This window comes from Flagellimonas pelagia (assembly GCF_003584135.1).
In the GTDB taxonomy this organism is placed as follows: Bacteria; Bacteroidota; Bacteroidia; order Flavobacteriales; family Flavobacteriaceae; genus Flagellimonas; species Flagellimonas pelagia.
In genome coordinates this window covers 1-18,390 of record NZ_QXFI01000030.1, presented here as the reverse complement: position 1 = coordinate 18,390, position 18,390 = coordinate 1, and the positions used below count along the sequence as shown (strand labels likewise).

Below are 18,390 nucleotides of genomic sequence, written 5' to 3'. Positions count from 1 at the left end.
TGTAGATACCCCGATCTTTAGGACAGTTTTTCTACAAAACCAATATAATTATCAAGCTGCTCTCTTGAATAGATCGATGGGTCTTTCATAGTCGATGGACTGATGTCTTCTTTCATGGTTGTAATAATCAAAGTACTCTGCCAATAACAGATAGAGTTCCATACCATCCTTTGGAGGGTTCAGATAGATTTTCTCATACTTTACATTCCTCCAAAGCCTTTCGATAAAGGCATTGTCGGTGGCCCTTCCCTTGCCGTCCATGCTCAGGCGTATTCCCTGACCCAAAACATAGTTGGCAAACTCCTCGGCAGTGAACTGGCTCCCCTGGTCCGTATTGAGGATCTCCGGTGTCCCGTGCTCACCTATGGTCTCTTCCAATGTTTCCCTGCACCATTGGGCATCCATGGAATTGGACACGCTCCAGTTCAGGACATAGCGGCTGTGCAGGTCGATGATGGCCACCAGATAGAGATATCCCTGTTGCATGGGGATATAGGTAATATCTGTGGCCCAGACCTGATTGGGCCTGTCAACGGTCAGGTTCCTCAGCAGGTACGGATACGTTCTGTGGTCCTTGCACCTTCGGGAGGTATGTTTTCCCGGAAGGACGGCCCTGAGGCCCATTACCTTGTAATAGAGCCGTTCGATACGGTTCCTGCTCACCTTGTACCCTCTGTCCCTGGTCAGCCAGATGTGCATCCGCTTGGCCCCTTTGAAGGGATGGTGGAGGTAATGCTCGTCCATCTCGCGCATGAGCCTCAGGTTCAGTTCGCTCTCGCCCCTTGGCCTGTAATAGAGCCCCGAGCGATGGACCGACAATGTTCTGCACTGCCTTGCAATGCTCATCTTGGAATGACCCTTGCGTATCATTTTTCTGCGTTCGGAGAGTGGTCTCAGCGCAAGGCGTCCTTTAAAAAATCGTTCTCGACCTTCAACTGGCCTATGGCCTTTAGAAGTTTGTCCTTCTCCCTTTCGGTCTCGCTGCGGGCATCCTTCTTGCCCGATTCGAACACCTGCTCGGCCCCATCAAGGAAATCGCGCTTCCAAGCGCTGATCTGGGTAGGGTGTATCTCGTACTTCTGGGCAAGTTCGGCAAGGCTATGCCGTTCCTTCAAGGCTTCCAGGACCACTTTGGTCTTGAACTTCGGGGTAAACTTTCTTCGTGTCATATTCAGTAAATTTAATGATTAAACTTACTGCCCTAGTTTTTGGGGTATCTACAGTTTTGCGAAGTACAGCTTTTAAAGTCAATAAAGTCAGGTTGCTAATATAATTTTCCAGTTGCTTCAACTTTTGAATTTGGTGCTCTTTCCTTCTTTTGAGTATTGCTTTTTTAACCAATTTACGGTTTTCCAATATTTTTTTGTCCATGCTGAAGTTGAAAAGCCTTTCCTTTTAGTCCAGATTTTCAACATCCTAGGGGTCGTACATAAACGCAAGAGGTCGAAAAAAGTCACCTCTTGCATTATATCTTTCACCGATTTTAAAAAACTCCTTGCATCCCGTCAAATTGGCAACTATCTATTAATGAACCACTACATTTTTGGCTTGAGAGGGCATCCCCGTTGGGCGCTCATTGTGGAAAGGGAGAAAGAAGAAAAGGTTGGATGTTTCTTGTATTCCACAATGGTATAATTCTCCCTATTCTTAAAACAAGAATGGTTAAAAATAAGTTTAATGATGATTTTGAAAACCTATGGACCTTTTCAAAAATGTCCCAAATGACGTAGACATATATATTCATACAATTATTCAATTATACATTTAAATGATTATATACACAAAGGAAATGGATATAAGTAAAATGCATGTCAACCATCAGAAACAATGATATGTTGAGAGAATGGTACTTTTATCCCTTCCCATTTTTGTTTCGTAACAGACATAAAAATCGGACTGGGCAAAGCAAACTGGGGCAAGTCCCGAAATGTTGAGACCTATCTGTCGGGTTTCATTAATTGGACAATCAAGCTTTTTCAGCCTGTTCGAAATGGTTCTGCTCACACCATTATTCAAAGAAGGAAATAAGTTTTTATGATATCTTGTTTAGATAGTCGATACCTAAGATATCAGTCCCTTTAGTAGGCTTAAAATTAAGATTTGGTGCAATGGGCCAAATATGCCAAGGACTACGTGGATAGGTAACCATTGGGCATTTTCTCTCCCTTTCCATAGATACTCATTGCTGCGATTCCGTACAAGTTTTGTTTTAAAATAAACTACATGGATTTACCGTACATAACATCTTGTACTGCAAAGTAGGTTCCCATAAATAAATGATAATAGGTTTGTTCTCAGAGGTCACGAAGCAAGTTGTGTTTTTGTAAACAAAAACTGCTCACTTCGTTTACAAGTGACCTTTAGAACAATACCAAATTCATGGCAAATGGCAAGACCTAAAATGGACATATCAAAACAACGAACAGTAGTTATCGCCTTTAGGGTTTCACAAAGTGAATACGTGATCATTGGCAACAATGCGGAGACAATTGGATTGTCCACAGCTGAATATATCCGAAGAAAATGTACAGGAAAATCGTTGCCGAATAAAAAGGTAAGCCCATTGGACCGAAAAATATTTATCGGGCTGAGCCGGATGGGAAACAACCTGAACCAACTCGCCAGGGTATCGAACTCTGGCATCCATGACCCGTTCAGTATATCTAAACAATTGGAGGAGGTAAAAATGCTATTGAAACAGCTCAAATCAAATATCTCGAACGATGATAGGTAAGATAACCATAGGGAAAGACTTCTACCGAGTTCTGGCCTACAATGAAAAAAAGGTAAACGAAGGAGTAGGATATGTCATCGATTCCAATATCGAACAATCCACAGCGGTAAACATGACACAGGAATTCAATTTGATTAGGCAATTGCGGCCAGGATTGGGCAATGCGGTATTCCATGTTTCCTTGAACCTGCCGTACTCTGACCAATTGGACGATAAAGAATTTGCTTCATTGGGTTGCGACTATCTGATGAAGATGGGTTTTGACAACAACCAGTTCATCATGTACCGCCATACCGATACCGAACATGAGCACATCCATATCGTGGCCAATAGGGTCAGGTATTCGGGTAGATTGGTAAGTGACAGTAACATCAAAAGAAGAAGCCGGGAAGTGCTCAATGATCTGGAGAGGAAATATGGACTGACCCAAATTCTGGTAAAGAACGGAACCAAAAAGTCACTTAGTCAAAAGGAAATCGAGAAAACCCTTAGGACTGGAAATCTGCCCATCAAACTTATCCTTCAGGATAAAATTGGTTTAGCAATCGAAAAAGCATCGAATACGGCCGAATTTATTTTAATGCTAGAATCGAACGGTATTTCGCCCAGGTTCAACATAAGCAAGACCACGGGCAGGGTCTCGGGCATATCGTTCAACCATCAAGGCGTAGTGTACAAAGGCAGTACCCTTGGTAAAAAATTTTCATGGAACAGTATCGTAAAACAAATCGATTATGGGCAAGACAGAGACCGTTCAGTTATACTATCAACTAATGGAAAAGAACGGGGAACTGATAGAGCTAATGAAGGAAACCATGGAACAGCAATCAAACCTGAGCCAAGAAGTGAGGGAGTTACAAAAGGCACTGAAGATCCTGATCAACAATCAAAAGGTCATGTGGGAAAAATTGAGGGAAATGGAATGACCGGGCCCTTGGTAAATGAAACGGACTGGACCCCTTTCAAACTGGAACTCAGTGACCATGGTGCGAGGAAAAAGTCCAAAAGAAAGAAAAAAAGGAAAGGGCTGGGCCTGTAGAACTTGAACTTATGGAAAACAACAAGCAAGAACATTCAGGATTGTCCCCTTCCGAGATCCAGGTATTGGAAATGTTACGCAGCAAGAGGTTCCTGTCCATCAAAGTGATCATCAAAAATGGAGAGGTCGATACCATAGAAGGTCTGGAACGATTGGACACAGGGGAGCGTATCGTCGATATGTTGAAACAACACGATTTTCAAAATCTGGAAATCAAACAAAGCAATGGTAAGATCGTCTGTGTGAACAGGATCTTCAGGAAAAAAGTCCTCTCCCAATAAAAACTAAAAGAAGTTAACCAACCATTGATATTCAAGGGATAAAATTGTCATCCTATACTGGATTTAAATAGTTAAAAAGGGTAAATTAAAGCCTGCTTTGCAAATACGGTAGTGACCTTGAAGATTTAGGAGCTATTGCTATTTAACTGAAATGTCCAACTCAATCATTGAACCAAGGCAGAAAAACAGAACATTCAACAGTACATGGCTCAAGACTTATAAAGGTTTCGAGGATTGCCCGGAGGAAGAAGCGGAAAGGATCGTGGAACAACTTCGGAAACTCGCCAACATAGTTTGCCGCCATGTCCAAAAAGGGAACACATGAACTTAGAGGTATTCAGTCAATTTGCGAAAAAGGAAAAGGGAAGGATCATAGGAAAGAACAATACGGCGGTCATCTACACCCGTGTTTCCAGTAAGGAGCAATTTGACAACAATGCCAGCCTGACTACCCAACTCAAATATTGCCAAGAATATGCAATTCGAAAAGAATTGGAGGTGTTGGAATATTTCGGGGGAACCTATGAATCAGCAAAGAGCGATGAGCGCAGGGAGTTCCAAAGGATGCTCAGCTATGTCAAAAGGAGAAAGAACATCGGCTATATCATCGTCTATTCCTACGATAGGTTTTCGCGCACGGGCGCGAACGGCGCGTATATCAGCGAACAGTTAAAAAAGCAGGGAGTGGCCGTTATATCGGCCACCCAAGAAATCGATGTGACCACAAGTGCGGGTACGTTCCAGGAAAACCTGTACCATATGTTCTCCCATTTCGATAACCAGATCCGTAGGGACAAATCCATTACTGGAATGCGGGAAAAACTGCGAAGGGGCCATTGGACGGGTGCCTATCCATTTGGATATACCAATACGAATCCCGGGAAAGGGAAGATCCCGAATTTTGTGATCTCGGAGGAAGGAAGATTGCTCAAACAGGCTTTTTTATGGAAGGCAAATTCCAATATGTCCCATGTCGAGATTGCAAAGCGTCTGAAAGACAAGGGCCTGAACATACATGCAAAAAGATTGACGGACCTTTTTAGAAACCCGTTCTATTGTGGGCTTATCGTGAACAGTCTTATTCCCGGTGAAGTGATCCAGGGGAAACACGAGGCCCTCATCTCGAAAGAAATGTTTCTCAAGATCCACAATCTGCTCCATGCAGGTGAGCCACCGAAGAAATATTCGTTCGATGACGAAAACCTGCCGTTGAAAATGTTTGTCAGATCTTCGGTCTGTGGAACGCCCTACACTGGGTATATCGTCAAGAAAAAGGGACTGTACTATTACAAGAACAGACGTAAGGGCAGCAAGGAAAACAGAAGTGCCAATAAGCTCCATAATGAGTTTTTGGACTTGTTGGGCAATTATACCATAGCTGACAAAAAGTATATCGAGCCATTGACCGATATCGTACACGACACCTTGATCGATAAAAACCAAGAGACACTTCAGGACCAGAAGCGGTTGACCAAAGAACTCGGCCAACTTAAAGGAAGGATTGACACATTGGAGAGAAGATTCGTCGTTCTGAACGAGATCACAAAGTCCCAGTACGATCTTTTCATGCCAGAACTGAAAGCCAAAAAAAGGGAACTGGAGGAGAAAATGGAAAATGGGGAAATAAATAGTTCGAACCTCAAAAAGTCCATAAAATTGGCACTCGGTTATGCCTGTAACCTTCCTGAATTGTGGAAGTTAGGTGATTTGGAAACCAAAAGGGCCATACAATATATGGTCTTCCCCGACGGGATTGGGTATGACTTCAAAAACAAGGCAGTTCGAACTTTTCGGATCAATGAGATTTTTGGCGCAATCTCTTTGTTCACAGGGGATTTGAAAGGTAAAGAAAAAGGGGACTTCCACTCGTTTTGTAGAAAATCCCCTTTAGTGATCGCGGAAGGATTCGAACCTTCGACCGTCTGCTTAGAAGGCAGATGCTCTATCCAGCTGAGCTACGCGACCCGACTTTGCGGGTGCAAAGATACTAATGTCAACCGTTGTAAAAAATATTTTTTTGGTTTCTTGTCAGATTTCAAGAAATCCCGGTCAATCATCAAGCCATTTTTAGTCGAAACCTATCTTTTTAAGGCCTTCATGGCTAATGACGATTACCTCCAAAGGCTTTTTATCCCAGGTCATATCCTGCTCCACAAAATACTTGACCATTCCAGCAGTTTTCTTTTCCTTTAAAATTCTACCAAAATCAATGGTTCCTTCCCCAACTGGTGCGAACTTCCCTTCTTCGTCCATATCTTTCACATGCCATGATTTGAACCTTCCCGGGTATTTTTCAAAGTACGCGACAGGATCGGCACCAGCCTTGGTCACCCAGAACAAATCCATTTGGAAGTTCACGTATTTTGGGTCTGTGTGCTCCAACAAATAAACAATCGGAACTATTCCATCAGCATTTTCTTTATACTCAAAATCATGGTTATGGTACAACAATTTCAATCCAGCTGCCTCGCACTTCTTCCCTAAGGTGGTCAATACATTGGCAAAGTCCTCCATGGTACCCTTCATGCCCATCGTTCTGGTATCAGGGTCAAAAGTAAACATGCCCATTGGTGGCACTGGAATGGTAAAATATTCAAACCCAGCGGCCTTTACATCCGCAATCAATTGATCGGCATTTTCCAAGGTTACCATGCCCATGTGTGTACTAACGGGTTTCAAGCCTTTGCTTTCCAAATACGCTTTGAAATCTTCTGGGGCCATCCCATAGAACTTTCCTTCATTATAACCGGCCGCTTCTACGTAGGCATAACCGGCATCGGCCACTTTATCCAAAGTCGCCTTGGCATCCTTGCCCATATCATCCCTTACGGTATATAGGGCCAATCCCCCAAATTTATTTTGTGAGTTACACGAAAGGGCCAAAAAGGCCACGAAAAGGGAAGAAAAAATAATTTTTCCCTGTTTTGATAAAAATTTGTTCATCATTATAGTCTGTAGTTAAATTTTAGTTTCAAATGCCCCACAATATACTGCTTTATTCATAATTTATATGTTATTTGACCCCCTTTGGTTTTGATAGTATCACAAACCAAAAAATCCGTTGGATGGATCATCACAACGGATTTTTAAACATGAGTACCTGTTACATTAAATTTCGTTCATCTGAAGGGCCATGTGAACTTGTATGTCATTGTCCACCTTGATCATCCCCAAAACCTTGCGGGGCGGCTCAAGACCAAAGTCCGTCAATTTTAAGGACAAGGTCCCTTTTACACAGATGCCCTCTTTTTGTTCACAGTTTAAAATGGATTCGTATTTACGTGCCACACCGGCTATCTTGATTTCCATGCCCACTGATATGGTCTGTCTATCGGGTTGTGGAGGGTCTACATATAAAAGTTTCAGTTCAACCTCGGGGTGTTGCTTAGTTTGCAAGAGTTCCCTAAAGTCCTTGTTTATGGTCTTGCCACCGCAATCGAAGCAATCATTGGCCAACTTTAGTCTTGCATTTTTAAACAAGATATGCTGCGCCTTCTCATCGTAGGTTAACCTTATAGGCAGTTCCAGTTCATGAAGGTTGTACTTGCAAGAAAATTGATTGACGTTTGTTGTTCCCGAAATGACCACTTCACTTTCAGGAGCCACCCTCACCGTGGCTTCGCGTTCCGGGTCAGGATCGGTCAACCAAAGGAGCAATGTGGGAATCGCCCATAGGTATTTGGTGATATGTGGAAGTGTGGATAACATGTCTACTAAATATACGGATTTTAGTTTGAAGACCTAGGACAAAATTGCCCTAGGTCTTTCGTCATTAAAACCAAAGGGCCTTAGAAGCTGATTACTGCCTCTAACAAAACCCCATTAAATTTACCTTCATTGAAGATACTTGTGTCACTGTATCCATCATAGGTTTGGTTCACATACTCGAACTTGGCAAGGATATTCTTGGTCAAGAAGGCACCCAATCCCAATTGTAGCCTATCAATGGTAACGTCTTCACCAGCGGCGGTTTCTGCGTTAACGGTATTGTATCGACCGGCTAAGTAGAAGTTTTCGCTGTTTCCGAAACGGTATACCAACTCTCCAGCAAATTGGGTGGCATTCCTTTTATCGGTTTCAGCATTAGCTTTTCCACTTGCTGTTTCAATGGTACCGAAGAATTCCAATCCTTTGTATTTCAAGAAAGGGTTGATCATAAAGGAAGTGATCTCGTTGCTCATTCCTGGGTCATATCTACCAGAACGGAAATTACTGGATGTAGAGGCTTCAGTATTTTCCATTACCAAGTAGTATCTAGAACCGGTACGGTCAGCACTGTATAGGTACACATGTCCGGATTTTCCAGTGCTGTACATGGATCCTGTGATACGCAATCTGAAATCGTCGCTCAATTGTTTGTCATATCCCAACTTGGCCAAAATGGAGGCACCTGTTTGATCTGGATTGTTCACGGCTTGGTTCAATTTACCATTGGTAAGTCCGAACATACCGATGAAACCATTTTTCCTGAAATACACCTCACCACCTACCTCGGTTGTGAAAGCGTCCATGATCAAGTTACCCACAAAAGGGTTGTAAATAGCTTGGGCGTTATCGGTCCTTCTGAAGTGGGCATCACCATAGTTGTTTTCCATATGCCCTACTTTAATGGTCAAATACTTCATGGCATCTTCCAAGAATCCAGGGCTGATGAAATCCAAATTATCCACTTGGAAATAACCTCCTTTAACATAAGGCTCTGGATGGTGCCTAGAGGAAAGGTAAGTCCTCAAGTGCATACGCACACCTTTGGCCAAGGCCACATCCAAATCAAGGTTTGCGGTGGCCAGGTTAAAGTTGTCACCTATTGGGATCAATTCCACAGCACCTGAGTTCTCATGGTCCAAAGCTTGGAACTGAAGGGTTGATGATCCACCCACCCTCACTTTTACACCATCAAAGGTCAAAACGCTATCTTTGGGGGCCTCAAAAACATTGATGCCATTCTTATCGGGAGCTCGATAATTATCCAATTGACGGTTTTGGGAATAGCCCCAAAAGCCTGCGAAAATTGCAGCAGCCAATAATCCGTGTTTTACATATTTTCTCATTGTTATAGATTTTTAAGTTGAGTATTATTTATTGATTTTTATTGTTATTTCCATATGGTATTGTAGTGCACTTCTATTTCATCACCGGTCTTGATGGTCCCCAAGAGGGCCTTGGGAGGCTCGATGCCGAAATCGGTCATTTTCAAAGGTTTCTTACCTTCCAAGACTGCCTTGCCTCCGTTTACGGTGAGGGTGAAAGGTAAATCTACCTTGTTCGTCTTACCTGCGATGGTCAAATCACCCGATGCCACCACCTTATATTTATTAGTGGTAGAAACAACTGGAGAAATGCTTTTTACTTCACCCATTTTAAAGACAATCTCTTTGTGCTTGTCGGTGTTCAAGGCCTTGTACGTGTTCTTGTCCATTCCGTCATGACCACTTTTAAGGCTTTCCGCCTCTACGGTGAATTTTAATGAACTGATGGATGGAAGCTCCCCGGTCATATCGATTGCCATGGATCCGCTTCTCTGTTCGGCTACCTCCTCCCAGTCATGTAGGGTAGAGGTTCCAGTGACCATGACTTCCCCTTCCGTTTTACTTAGCTGAAAGCTTTGAGCAGCCAACGCTATTGGAATGAGACCGAAGGTCATCAACATGATGACAGCCCTAAATGATAACTGGTTTTTTCTGACTTGTGATTGCATAGTATTTCGGTTTTGATGAGACAAAGTTCATACAGGGATGAATCTCAAAAGATGATAAATGTCAGTATTTTCCTAACTGACTGATTTTAAGTAACCTATGTTACATATTTTTTATATTTTTCTGATTTTTAACGATTTATACCCACATATTTTTGCATTTCAGCTAAGGTTAAAGATCATTTCATGGGTACAAATCATCAACAAGGACTTGGAATTCCCTTTCTATACCATCTATCAAGTTGTCAGCCTTAAAACACTGATTTTTATCATGTTCTGGGCAAGCATTAGCCGCTAATTTTACATACAGATTTTAGCACTTATCAACTTCTTAATAAAGATCAAGATGGAAACACTTACAGCAAACCAACTCAGCGTCTATTCCTTTGGGAATAAAAAGGCCGATGGCAGTCGCGACATGAAGGAGCTACTAGGAGGCAAAGGAGCCAACCTAGCAGAAATGAGCCGAATCGGAATTCCGGTGCCACCAGGCTTTACCATTACCACTGAAGTTTGTACCCAATATAATCAAGAAGGCAAAGAGGCGGTCATCAATCGCATAGAACCCGAAGTAAGGGAAGCCATTACTCGTATTGAGGAAACCATGGGTGCCATATTTGGGGATGATGAAAATCCACTGTTGATTTCCGTTCGTTCCGGAGCAAGGGTATCCATGCCGGGGATGATGGACACCGTCCTTAATCTGGGATTAAATGATGAATCGGTAAAAGGGGTCATCAAAATGACGGGTAACGATCGTTTTGCATGGGACTCTTACCGACGTTTCATTCAAATGTACAGTAGCGTGGTGATGGGCCTCAAACCAGAATCCAAGGATGATCTGGATCCCTTTGAGGAAATCATGGATCATTTAAAGGATAAACGTCGCATTGAACACGATACCCAGTTCACCGTTCAAGATCTTCAGGACCTCGTGTACGACTTTAAGGATATTGTAAAGAAAAGAACAGGAAAACCCTTCCCTACCAACCCATGGGACCAACTATGGGGTGCCGTGGCCGCTGTGTTCGATAGCTGGAACGGTGACAGGGCCATTTACTATAGAAAAATGCACGGATACCCAGAAGATTGGGGAACCGCAGTGAACGTACAGGCCATGGTCTTTGGAAACATGGGCGACGACTCTGGTACCGGCGTATGCTTTACCCGGGATGCCGGAACCGGGGAAAACGTGTTCAATGGGGAATACCTGATCAATGCACAAGGAGAAGATGTAGTGGCCGGTGTACGTACCCCTCAACAGATTACCTTATTGGGATCACAACGCTGGGCCCAACTTGCACAGATAGATGAGGAAGAACGCAAAGAAAAATACCCTTCCCTTGAAGAATTGATGCCCGAAATCTATAAGGAACTCTTCGAATACCAAAACAAATTGGAAACCCATTATCAGGATATGCAAGATATGGAGTTCACCATTCAACAAGGTAAACTTTGGATCTTGCAGACCCGTAACGGAAAACGCACCGGTGCGGCCATGGTCAAAATTGCCATGGATCTGCTCAAAGAGGGATTAATCGATGAAAAAAAGGCCCTAATGCGCGTAGAGCCCAATAAACTAAACGAACTATTGCACCCCATCTTCGATCCCGAAGCTTTGGAAGAAGCCGAAGTGATCGCCCAAGGTTTACCGGCATCCCCTGGTGCGGCAACCGGTCAGATTGTATTCTTTGCCGATGAGGCCAACAAATACAAAAACAGTATTCTGGTCCGTGTGGAAACTTCTCCAGAAGATGTGGAAGGCATGAACGTGGCCAAAGGTATCGTGACCGCCCGCGGTGGTATGACCTCCCACGCAGCCGTAGTAGCCAGAGGTATCGGTAAATGTTGTGTTTCCGGTGCAGGTGCCTTAAAAATCAATTATAAGACAAGGACCCTAAAAGTAGGAGATCATGAGTACCACGAAGGTGACTGGATTTCCATCAATGGATCTACCGGTAACATCTTGGAAGGCAAAGTAGCCACCAAGGAGCCTGAATTGAGCGGTGAATTTGCTGAATTGATGAAACTTTCCGATACCTACGCAAAAATGGAAGTACGCACTAATGCCGATACGCCAAAAGATGCAGAAATAGCCCGCAGTTTTGGTGCCAAAGGTATCGGGTTGACCCGTACCGAGCATATGTTCTTTGAAGTGGACCGTATCAAGGCCATGCGCGAAATGATCTTGGCCGATACCATCAAAGGTCGTAAACAGGCCTTAAAGGAGCTATTGCCCATGCAACGTGGTGACTTTGAGGGTATCTTCCGGGCCATGAAGGGTTATCCCGTAACCGTTCGGTTGTTGGACCCTCCATTGCACGAGTTTGTGCCTCACCAATTGGCCACCCAAAAAGAATTGGCAGATGACCTTCATATCTCTTTGGCTTCCGTAAAAAGCAAAGTAGCGGAATTGGAAGAATTCAACCCCATGTTGGGACACCGTGGTTGCCGTTTGGGAAATACCTATCCTGAGATCACTGAGATGCAGACCCAGGCCATTTTGGAAGCTGCGCTTCACTTGAAAAAAGAAGGCATCGATACCAAACCTGAGATTATGGTTCCCTTGGTAGGTACAGTTGAAGAATTCAGACAGCAAAAAGAAGTGATCGATAACACTGCCCAAGAACTCTTCAAAAGACGTAAAGATTCTGTGGAATATTCCGTGGGTACTATGATAGAAACCCCAAGGGCCACTTTGGTAGCGGATGAAATTGCCAAAATTGCCGACTTCTTCTCTTTTGGAACCAATGACTTGACCCAGATGACTTTTGGATACTCCAGGGACGACTCCGGTAAATTCCTGCCCATCTATTTGGAGAAAGGAATTTTAAAAGCGGATCCCTTTGAAGTATTAGATCAAAAAGGCGTTGGCCAATTGATAGAAATGGGTACCAAAAGGGGACGACAAACCCATCCCGGATTAAAAGTGGGAATCTGCGGTGAGCACGGTGGTGAACCAAGCTCCGTAGGTTTCTGTCAAACCGTGGATATGAACTATGTGAGCTGCTCCCCTTACAGGGTGCCTATCGCTAGGGTGGCCGCTGCACAGGCAGCAATAGCAACGAAGTAAAGCCATTACCTAACCATTCTGTTTTTTGAATCCCCGGCCTTGAAGAGCCATCAAGTGCCGGGGTTTTTATTTTATCGTTGGCCCCTATCCCTAAATTTTTATCTAATTTGCAGTCATAGCAATCAATGCCAGTGAATACCATAAGTAACGAACAGACCGCCATACGAACCACTTATTTTAGCATTATTGGCAATGCAAGCTTGGCACTCATCAAAGGTCTGGCCGGGTTCTTTGGAAATTCATACGCCTTGATTGCCGATGCCATCGAATCGACCACCGATATTTTTTCTTCCCTTTTGGTGCTCTTTGGACTCAAATATGCCAAGAAACCCGCCGATGAAAATCATCCTTACGGTCATGGCAAGATTGAACCCCTGATTACCTTCGTGGTCGTGGCTTTTTTAGTGACTTCCGCCACCATTATCGCTTACGAAAGTATCCTGCACATTCAAACACCTCACAAAACCCCGGAATCATGGACCTTGTTTGTTTTGGGGGCCATCATCTTGTGGAAAGAGATTTCCTATCAGGTCGTAATCCGAAAAAGCAAACAGACCCACAGTTCCTCTCTTAAGGCCGATGCTTGGCACCATCGCAGCGATGCTATTACCTCCGTTATGGCCTTTATTGGCATTTCCATTGCCCTCATTTTTGGCAAGGGATATGAAACGGCTGACGATTGGGCGGCACTTTTGGCTTCGGCCTTTATCCTTTATAACAGCTACTTGATTTTTAGACCTGCTTTGGGGGAGATCATGGATGAACACCAATACGATGACCTCATTTTGGAAATCAGAAAAACATCCTTGGAGGTCGATGGCATTCTGGGTACCGAAAAATGTTTCATCCGAAAATCGGGCATGAAATACCATGTTGACTTGCATGCCATTGTGGATGGTTCCATTTCCGTGGAAAAAGGACATTGGATTGCCCATAATCTAAAAGATTATCTGAGAAAGGAAATTCCCAATCTGGGGCATGTGCTCATTCATATTGAACCAAATGAATTTGTTAATCGATCCAAGTAAAATTAAATTTGAGTCGATCTGAGCTATTCCAATAAATTGAACATTATCATGGGTTTGTGACCGAAATGAAGTATCTTTTTCATCTAAATTCCAACCGCCATGAAAAATTTCCTTTTCCTATTTTGTTGCTGCTCCCTTTTGTTCGTTTCCTGTGAAAAAAAGACAACTTCAAAGTACAGCATCGATGTGAGTTTTACTTCGGATATCAGCCCGGACAAGAAGGATGGTCGCCTGCTTTTGATGCTTTCCACGGACGACAGTAAGGAACCCCGCTTCCAGATCAATGATGGGCTGTCCACCCAACTGATCTTTGGCGTGAACGTGGATGGCATGACTCCAGGGGAACCCATCAATTTTGATGAAACTGTTTTCGGATATCCTTATCCTAGTCTGGCCGATGTGCCTCCCGGAGAATATAATGTACAGGCCCTTTTGCATGTGTACGAGACCTTTAACCTATCCACAGGCCATACGGTAAAACTTCCCATGGACAATGGTGAGGGGCAACAATGGAACCGTTCACCCGGAAATCTTTATAGCAAACCCTACAAAATAACCGTTGGCAGTAATGGTGTTGAAAACGTATCCGTGGTCATGGACCAAGAAATTCCAACCATTCCCGAGCCCGAGGATACCGAATGGATCAAACATATCAAAATGAAGTCCGAAAAATTGTCGGCCTTTTATGGGAGGGACATGTATCTGGGTGCCCATATTTTGTTGCCCAAGGATTTTGATAAACATCCCGAAGCCAAATATCCCTTGATGGTGTTCCATGGGCATTTCCCCAGTGATTTTGGTGGGTTCCGCACCACTCCACCAGACCCGAACTTGAAGCCGGAATACTCGGCACGTTTCGATTTGGATGGGTACAATATCATTCAACAGCAAGAGGCTTACGATTTTTACAAGCGTTGGAACGACCCTGATTTTCCTCGTTTCTTGATTATCGAAATCCAGCACCCTACCCCCTATTATGATGACTCCTACGCGGTGAATTCCGCCAGTCAGGGACCGTGGGGAGATGCCATTACCTACGAACTCATTCCGTATATCGAAAAGCAGTTCCAAGGTATGGGCGAAGGATGGTCCCGATTCTTGTACGGCGGTTCCACGGGTGGTTGGGAAGCCTTGGCCGTTCAGGTCAAATACCCGGAGGAATACAACGGTTGCTTTGCCGCATGTCCAGACCCTATCGACTTTAGGGCCTATTGCCTCACCAATATTTACCAGGACAAGAATGCTTATTACTACGATTCCCCACATAAAAAACTGGAAGTGCCCTCCCATCGCAATTATTTGGGGAACATCCAATCCACGTTACGGCAGGGCAACCATTTGGAACTGGTTTTGGGCGATAAATCCCGATCTGGGCAACAATGGGATATTTGGGAAGCCACCTATTCCCCACAGGGGGAGGATGGTTATCCCGTGCGCATTTGGGATAAAAAAACAGGAGAAATCAACCACGAGGTGGCCGAATACTGGAAAGAAAACTATGACCTACGCCACATTTTGGAGCGGGATTGGGACAAATTGGGAGAAAGTCTAAAAGGTAAGATCCATCTCTATTGTGGCGACATGGACAATTATTATTTGAACAACGCCGTGTATTTAATGGAGGATTTTCTGGAAAGCACTACCGACCCCTATTACAGTGGGGAAGTGTTGTACGGGGACCGTGCGGAACACTGCTGGAACGGCGACCCCGACCAGCCCAATGCCATCAGCCGTTTGCGGTACAACACCATGTATGTGCCTAAGATTATGGAGCGTATTTGGGAAAGTGCCCCCCAAGGAGCCGATCTGACGAGTTGGAGGTATCAGTAAAATACCCTTCAATCAATAGTAAAAAAATTAAATAACGGGTTACTTTAGTAATGACTGGATTATTCCGAGCACCTCCTTCACCGTAGCGGTCAGTTTTGCAAAATCCTTCTTTTCCAGGATTTCCTTTGAGATCAGTTGGGAACCCATGCCCACACAGGTGACCCCGGCGGAGAACCAGGCCTTTAAATTGGCCTCACTGGTATCCACCCCGCCCGTGGGCATGATGCTCGTCCATGGCTGTGGCCCTTTTATGGCCTTTACGAACCCGGGGCCGTACGTGGAACCAGGGAACAGTTTGATCACCTCCACCCCCAGTTCCTCGGCTCGGTCGATCTCCGTAAGACTGCCACATCCCGGGCTGTACATGACCTTTCTCCGGTTGCAGGCCACGGCAATGTCTTCCCGCAAGGAAGGCGTCACGATAAAGTTGGCCCCTAATTGCATGTAGAACGAAGCGGCCGCGGCATCGGTGATGCTCCCCACCCCCATGATCATGCCCGGTAGTTCTTGGAGCGCATATTTGTTCAGTTCGGTGAACACCTCATGGGCAAAATCCCCTCTCGCCGTGAATTCCATCAACCTTGCCCCACCATCGTAACAGGCCTTCAACACCTGCTTTCCCAATTCCACATCCGGATGGTAGAACAGGGGCACCATGCCCGTTTCCTCCATTTTCCGTGCCACCTCGATCCGTGAATATCTTGCCATATCGTTCTTTTACCCTTGTCCTTTTACTTTTACCTTTTTTACTTTTGTCCTATCTGGCCACCCTTCCGGAAGCATCGCCTCCCATCAGCTTTTCGACCTCATCCACGGTCACCAGATTGGCGTCGCCCACGATCGTATGCTTCAAGCACGAAGCTGCCACCGCAAAGTTAAGCGCTTTCTGGTCATTGTTGGGCCATGTGAGCAATCCGTAGATCAATCCGCCCATGAACGAATCCCCTCCCCCTACGCGGTCCACGATATGCGTGATCTGGTATTCCGGGGAAGTGAACATGTTTTTTCCGTCATACAATACCCCGGCCCAGGTGTTGTGCGAGGCCGATAGGGAACCCCTCAAGGTAGTGATCACCTTTTTGGCGTTGGGGAACTTTTTCATCATCTGCTGGCACACGGACAAAAAGGCCTCGGCCTTTACGTGCTCTCCCTGTGTGGTGATGTCCAGTCCCTCGGGCTTTATCCCGAAATGTTTCTCCGCATCTTCCTCGTTCCCCAGAATAATGTCACAGTATGAGGTCAGTTCCGTCATGATGGCCTCCCGGTCCCCTCCGTATTTCCAGAGCTTGGCCCTGTAGTTCAGATCGGTGGAAACGGTAAGTCCGTGCTTTTTCGCCGCCTTTACCGCCTCGATGCAGGCATCGGCCGCTCCCTGGGAAATGGCCGGGGTGATCCCCGTCCAGTGGAACCATCCCGCCCCTTCAAAAACGCTGTCCCAGTCCACCATGCCCTTCTGGATCTCCGCCATGGCCGAATGGGCCCGGTCGTACACCACCTTGCTCCCCCTGGAAACGGCTCCCGTTTCCAAAAAGTAGATGCCCAATCGGTCCCCACCGAAGATGATCCTGTCCGTGCCTACCCCGCGCTTGCGCATCTCCATCAGGGCACATTCGCCCAGGTCGTTCTTGGGCAACCGGGTGACAAAGTCCACGGGAATGCCATAATTGGCCAGGGATACCGCCACATTGGACTCCCCCCCGCCGTAGACCACATCGAAACGGTTCGCCTGCGAAAACCTTAAAAACCCCGGAGGGGCCAATCGTAACATGATCTCCCCGAACGTGATCACTTTTTTTGTCCCTTTCATATGCTGTTATGTTAGTTGGTTCTTAAAATATCATTTTGTTTGAGAAAAAGAAGAACGTACTTGGGAAAGCGGTACGCTCTTCTTGAAAAACTAAACTAACTCAAACAATCAATTCTTCTATTCTTTTGATTAACTTTTTATTTCGGACACTACTTTTTCTGGGGCGCTTTTGTGCCAATAGGATGCCAGTATGGACCCGGTAATGTTCATCAGCGGACCGAAAACGGCAGGCGCAAGCCCCATGGTGGCGATCTTGCCCAACGTATTGGCGATCCCCGAGGCCAATCCCCCGTTCTGCATGCCCACTTCTATGGATATGGTACGGGCATCCCGCTCGTCCATCCCCACCACCCGTGCGAACCAATACCCCAAGAAATAGCCGAAAAGGTTGTGTGCGAGTACCAAGAGGAGCAACATGCCCCCGATATCCAGCAGACTGTCCCTGCCCGCTGCGGTGATCACGATGATGATCAGGCCTATGGCCAACATGGAAAGCATCGGCATGATGTCATCCAACCATTTGGTCTTGCCGTGCAACAAATAGTTGAACAGCAACCCGGCACCGATGGGCAGGATGATCATCTTGGTGATGCTCCACATCATGGTCAGCACATCGATCTCCACGAACTGTCCGGCCAACAGTTTCATCAACAAGGGGGTGACAAAGGGCGCCAACAAAGTGGCTATGGAGGTGATGGTAATGGACAGTGCCAGGTTGGCCTTGGCCAGGTAGGCCATCACGTTGGAGGCCACCCCGCTCGGGGAGCAACCGATCAGAACGATTCCCGCCGCTATCTCAGGAGAAAAACCGCTGATGTTGGCCAGTACGTAACCGATGATCGGCATGATGGCCAACTGTGCGGTCACGCCCACCAATACCCCTTTTGGGGACTTGATGATCCC

Annotated in this window: 16 protein-coding genes, 1 tRNA gene and 1 pseudogene; 8 read left to right on the top strand and 10 right to left on the bottom strand. The window is 45.4% G+C overall.

Annotated elements, in window-relative coordinates; translation table 11 throughout:
• Window positions 1-51: 51 nt before the first annotated feature.
• Together D2V05_RS13085 and D2V05_RS13080 are read right to left on the bottom strand one after the other, a co-directional pair.
• Window positions 52-870, bottom strand: coding sequence for an IS3 family transposase (locus D2V05_RS13085; protein ID WP_119645567.1), 819 nt, complete (start codon window positions 868-870; stop codon window positions 52-54).
• A gap of 23 nt (window positions 871-893) precedes the next feature.
• Window positions 894-1,169: a transposase gene (locus D2V05_RS13080; protein ID WP_072882405.1), complete on the bottom strand. Its 276-nt coding sequence runs from the start codon at window positions 1,167-1,169 to the stop codon at window positions 894-896.
• 1,217 nt (window positions 1,170-2,386) lie between these two features.
• On the opposite strand from D2V05_RS13080, the gene D2V05_RS13070 reads away from it, so the two are divergent.
• The 5 genes and pseudogenes from D2V05_RS13070 to D2V05_RS19835 all read left to right on the top strand — a co-directional run.
• Window positions 2,387-2,734 (top strand): plasmid mobilization protein, encoded by a 348-nt coding sequence (locus tag D2V05_RS13070; protein ID WP_119648085.1) that lies wholly within the window; start codon window positions 2,387-2,389, stop codon window positions 2,732-2,734.
• Window positions 2,724-3,773 carry a relaxase/mobilization nuclease domain-containing protein gene (locus tag D2V05_RS13065; protein ID WP_119648084.1) on the top strand — a complete coding sequence of 350 codons (1,050 nt, stop codon included), beginning with the start codon at window positions 2,724-2,726 and terminating at the stop codon, window positions 3,771-3,773. Before D2V05_RS13070 ends, D2V05_RS13065 begins: the two co-directional genes overlap by 11 nt.
• An 11-nt stretch (window positions 3,774-3,784) precedes the next feature.
• Window positions 3,785-4,054, top strand: coding sequence for a hypothetical protein (locus D2V05_RS13060; RefSeq protein ID WP_119648083.1), 270 nt, complete (start codon window positions 3,785-3,787; stop codon window positions 4,052-4,054).
• Window positions 4,055-4,205: 151 nt separating this feature from the next.
• The gene (locus tag D2V05_RS19715; protein ID WP_183114835.1) at window positions 4,206-4,379 is read left to right on the top strand and encodes a hypothetical protein; all 174 of its coding nucleotides are present in this window, start codon (window positions 4,206-4,208) and stop codon (window positions 4,377-4,379) included.
• Window positions 4,376-5,200 (top strand): annotated as a pseudogene (locus tag D2V05_RS19835) (recombinase family protein); the annotation flags it as partial. The gene D2V05_RS19715 and the pseudogene D2V05_RS19835, both read left to right, overlap by 4 nt.
• A gap of 745 nt (window positions 5,201-5,945) precedes the next feature.
• Here the strand turns inward: D2V05_RS19835 and D2V05_RS13050 are convergent.
• The 5 genes from D2V05_RS13050 to D2V05_RS13030 all read right to left on the bottom strand — a co-directional run bounded on the left by D2V05_RS13050 (window position 5,946) and on the right by D2V05_RS13030 (window position 9,752).
• Window positions 5,946-6,019, bottom strand: a tRNA-Arg gene (locus tag D2V05_RS13050).
• 102 nt (window positions 6,020-6,121) lie between these two features.
• Complete coding sequence (locus D2V05_RS13045; RefSeq protein ID WP_119648087.1) at window positions 6,122-6,997, bottom strand: sugar phosphate isomerase/epimerase family protein; 876 nt, start codon at window positions 6,995-6,997, stop codon at window positions 6,122-6,124.
• Window positions 6,998-7,162: 165 nt separating this feature from the next.
• Window positions 7,163-7,762: a YceI family protein gene (locus tag D2V05_RS13040; protein ID WP_119648082.1), complete on the bottom strand. Its 600-nt coding sequence runs from the start codon at window positions 7,760-7,762 to the stop codon at window positions 7,163-7,165.
• Between the two features lie 80 nt (window positions 7,763-7,842).
• The gene (locus D2V05_RS13035) at window positions 7,843-9,105 is read right to left on the bottom strand and encodes a hypothetical protein (protein ID WP_119648081.1); all 1,263 of its coding nucleotides are present in this window, start codon (window positions 9,103-9,105) and stop codon (window positions 7,843-7,845) included.
• Window positions 9,106-9,149: 44 nt separating this feature from the next.
• A complete protein-coding gene (locus D2V05_RS13030; protein WP_119648080.1) occupies window positions 9,150-9,752 on the bottom strand; it encodes a YceI family protein in 603 nt (200 codons plus the stop codon).
• A 343-nt stretch (window positions 9,753-10,095) separates the two neighbouring features.
• On the opposite strand from D2V05_RS13030, the gene ppdK reads away from it, so the two are divergent.
• The 3 genes from ppdK (at window position 10,096) to D2V05_RS13010 (ending at window position 15,680) form a co-directional block, all read left to right on the top strand.
• Window positions 10,096-12,822, top strand: coding sequence for a pyruvate, phosphate dikinase (gene ppdK / locus D2V05_RS13020; protein WP_119648078.1), 2,727 nt, complete (start codon window positions 10,096-10,098; stop codon window positions 12,820-12,822).
• A gap of 140 nt (window positions 12,823-12,962) precedes the next feature.
• Window positions 12,963-13,850 carry a cation diffusion facilitator family transporter gene (locus tag D2V05_RS13015; RefSeq protein WP_119648086.1) on the top strand — a complete coding sequence of 296 codons (888 nt, stop codon included), beginning with the start codon at window positions 12,963-12,965 and terminating at the stop codon, window positions 13,848-13,850.
• A 99-nt stretch (window positions 13,851-13,949) separates the two neighbouring features.
• Window positions 13,950-15,680 (top strand): alpha/beta hydrolase-fold protein, encoded by a 1,731-nt coding sequence (locus D2V05_RS13010; protein WP_119648077.1) that lies wholly within the window; start codon window positions 13,950-13,952, stop codon window positions 15,678-15,680.
• Window positions 15,681-15,719: 39 nt separating this feature from the next.
• On the opposite strand, the gene D2V05_RS13005 is transcribed toward D2V05_RS13010, so the two are convergent.
• The 3 genes from D2V05_RS13005 to D2V05_RS12995 all read right to left on the bottom strand — a co-directional run.
• Window positions 15,720-16,388: a bifunctional 4-hydroxy-2-oxoglutarate aldolase/2-dehydro-3-deoxy-phosphogluconate aldolase gene (locus D2V05_RS13005; protein WP_119648076.1), complete on the bottom strand. Its 669-nt coding sequence runs from the start codon at window positions 16,386-16,388 to the stop codon at window positions 15,720-15,722.
• Between the two features lie 49 nt (window positions 16,389-16,437).
• A complete protein-coding gene (locus D2V05_RS13000; protein ID WP_119646817.1) occupies window positions 16,438-17,487 on the bottom strand; it encodes a sugar kinase in 1,050 nt (349 codons plus the stop codon).
• A gap of 129 nt (window positions 17,488-17,616) precedes the next feature.
• Window positions 17,617-18,390: bile acid:sodium symporter family protein (locus D2V05_RS12995; RefSeq protein WP_147378241.1), on the bottom strand; the 774-nt coding region annotated here is incomplete at its 5' end.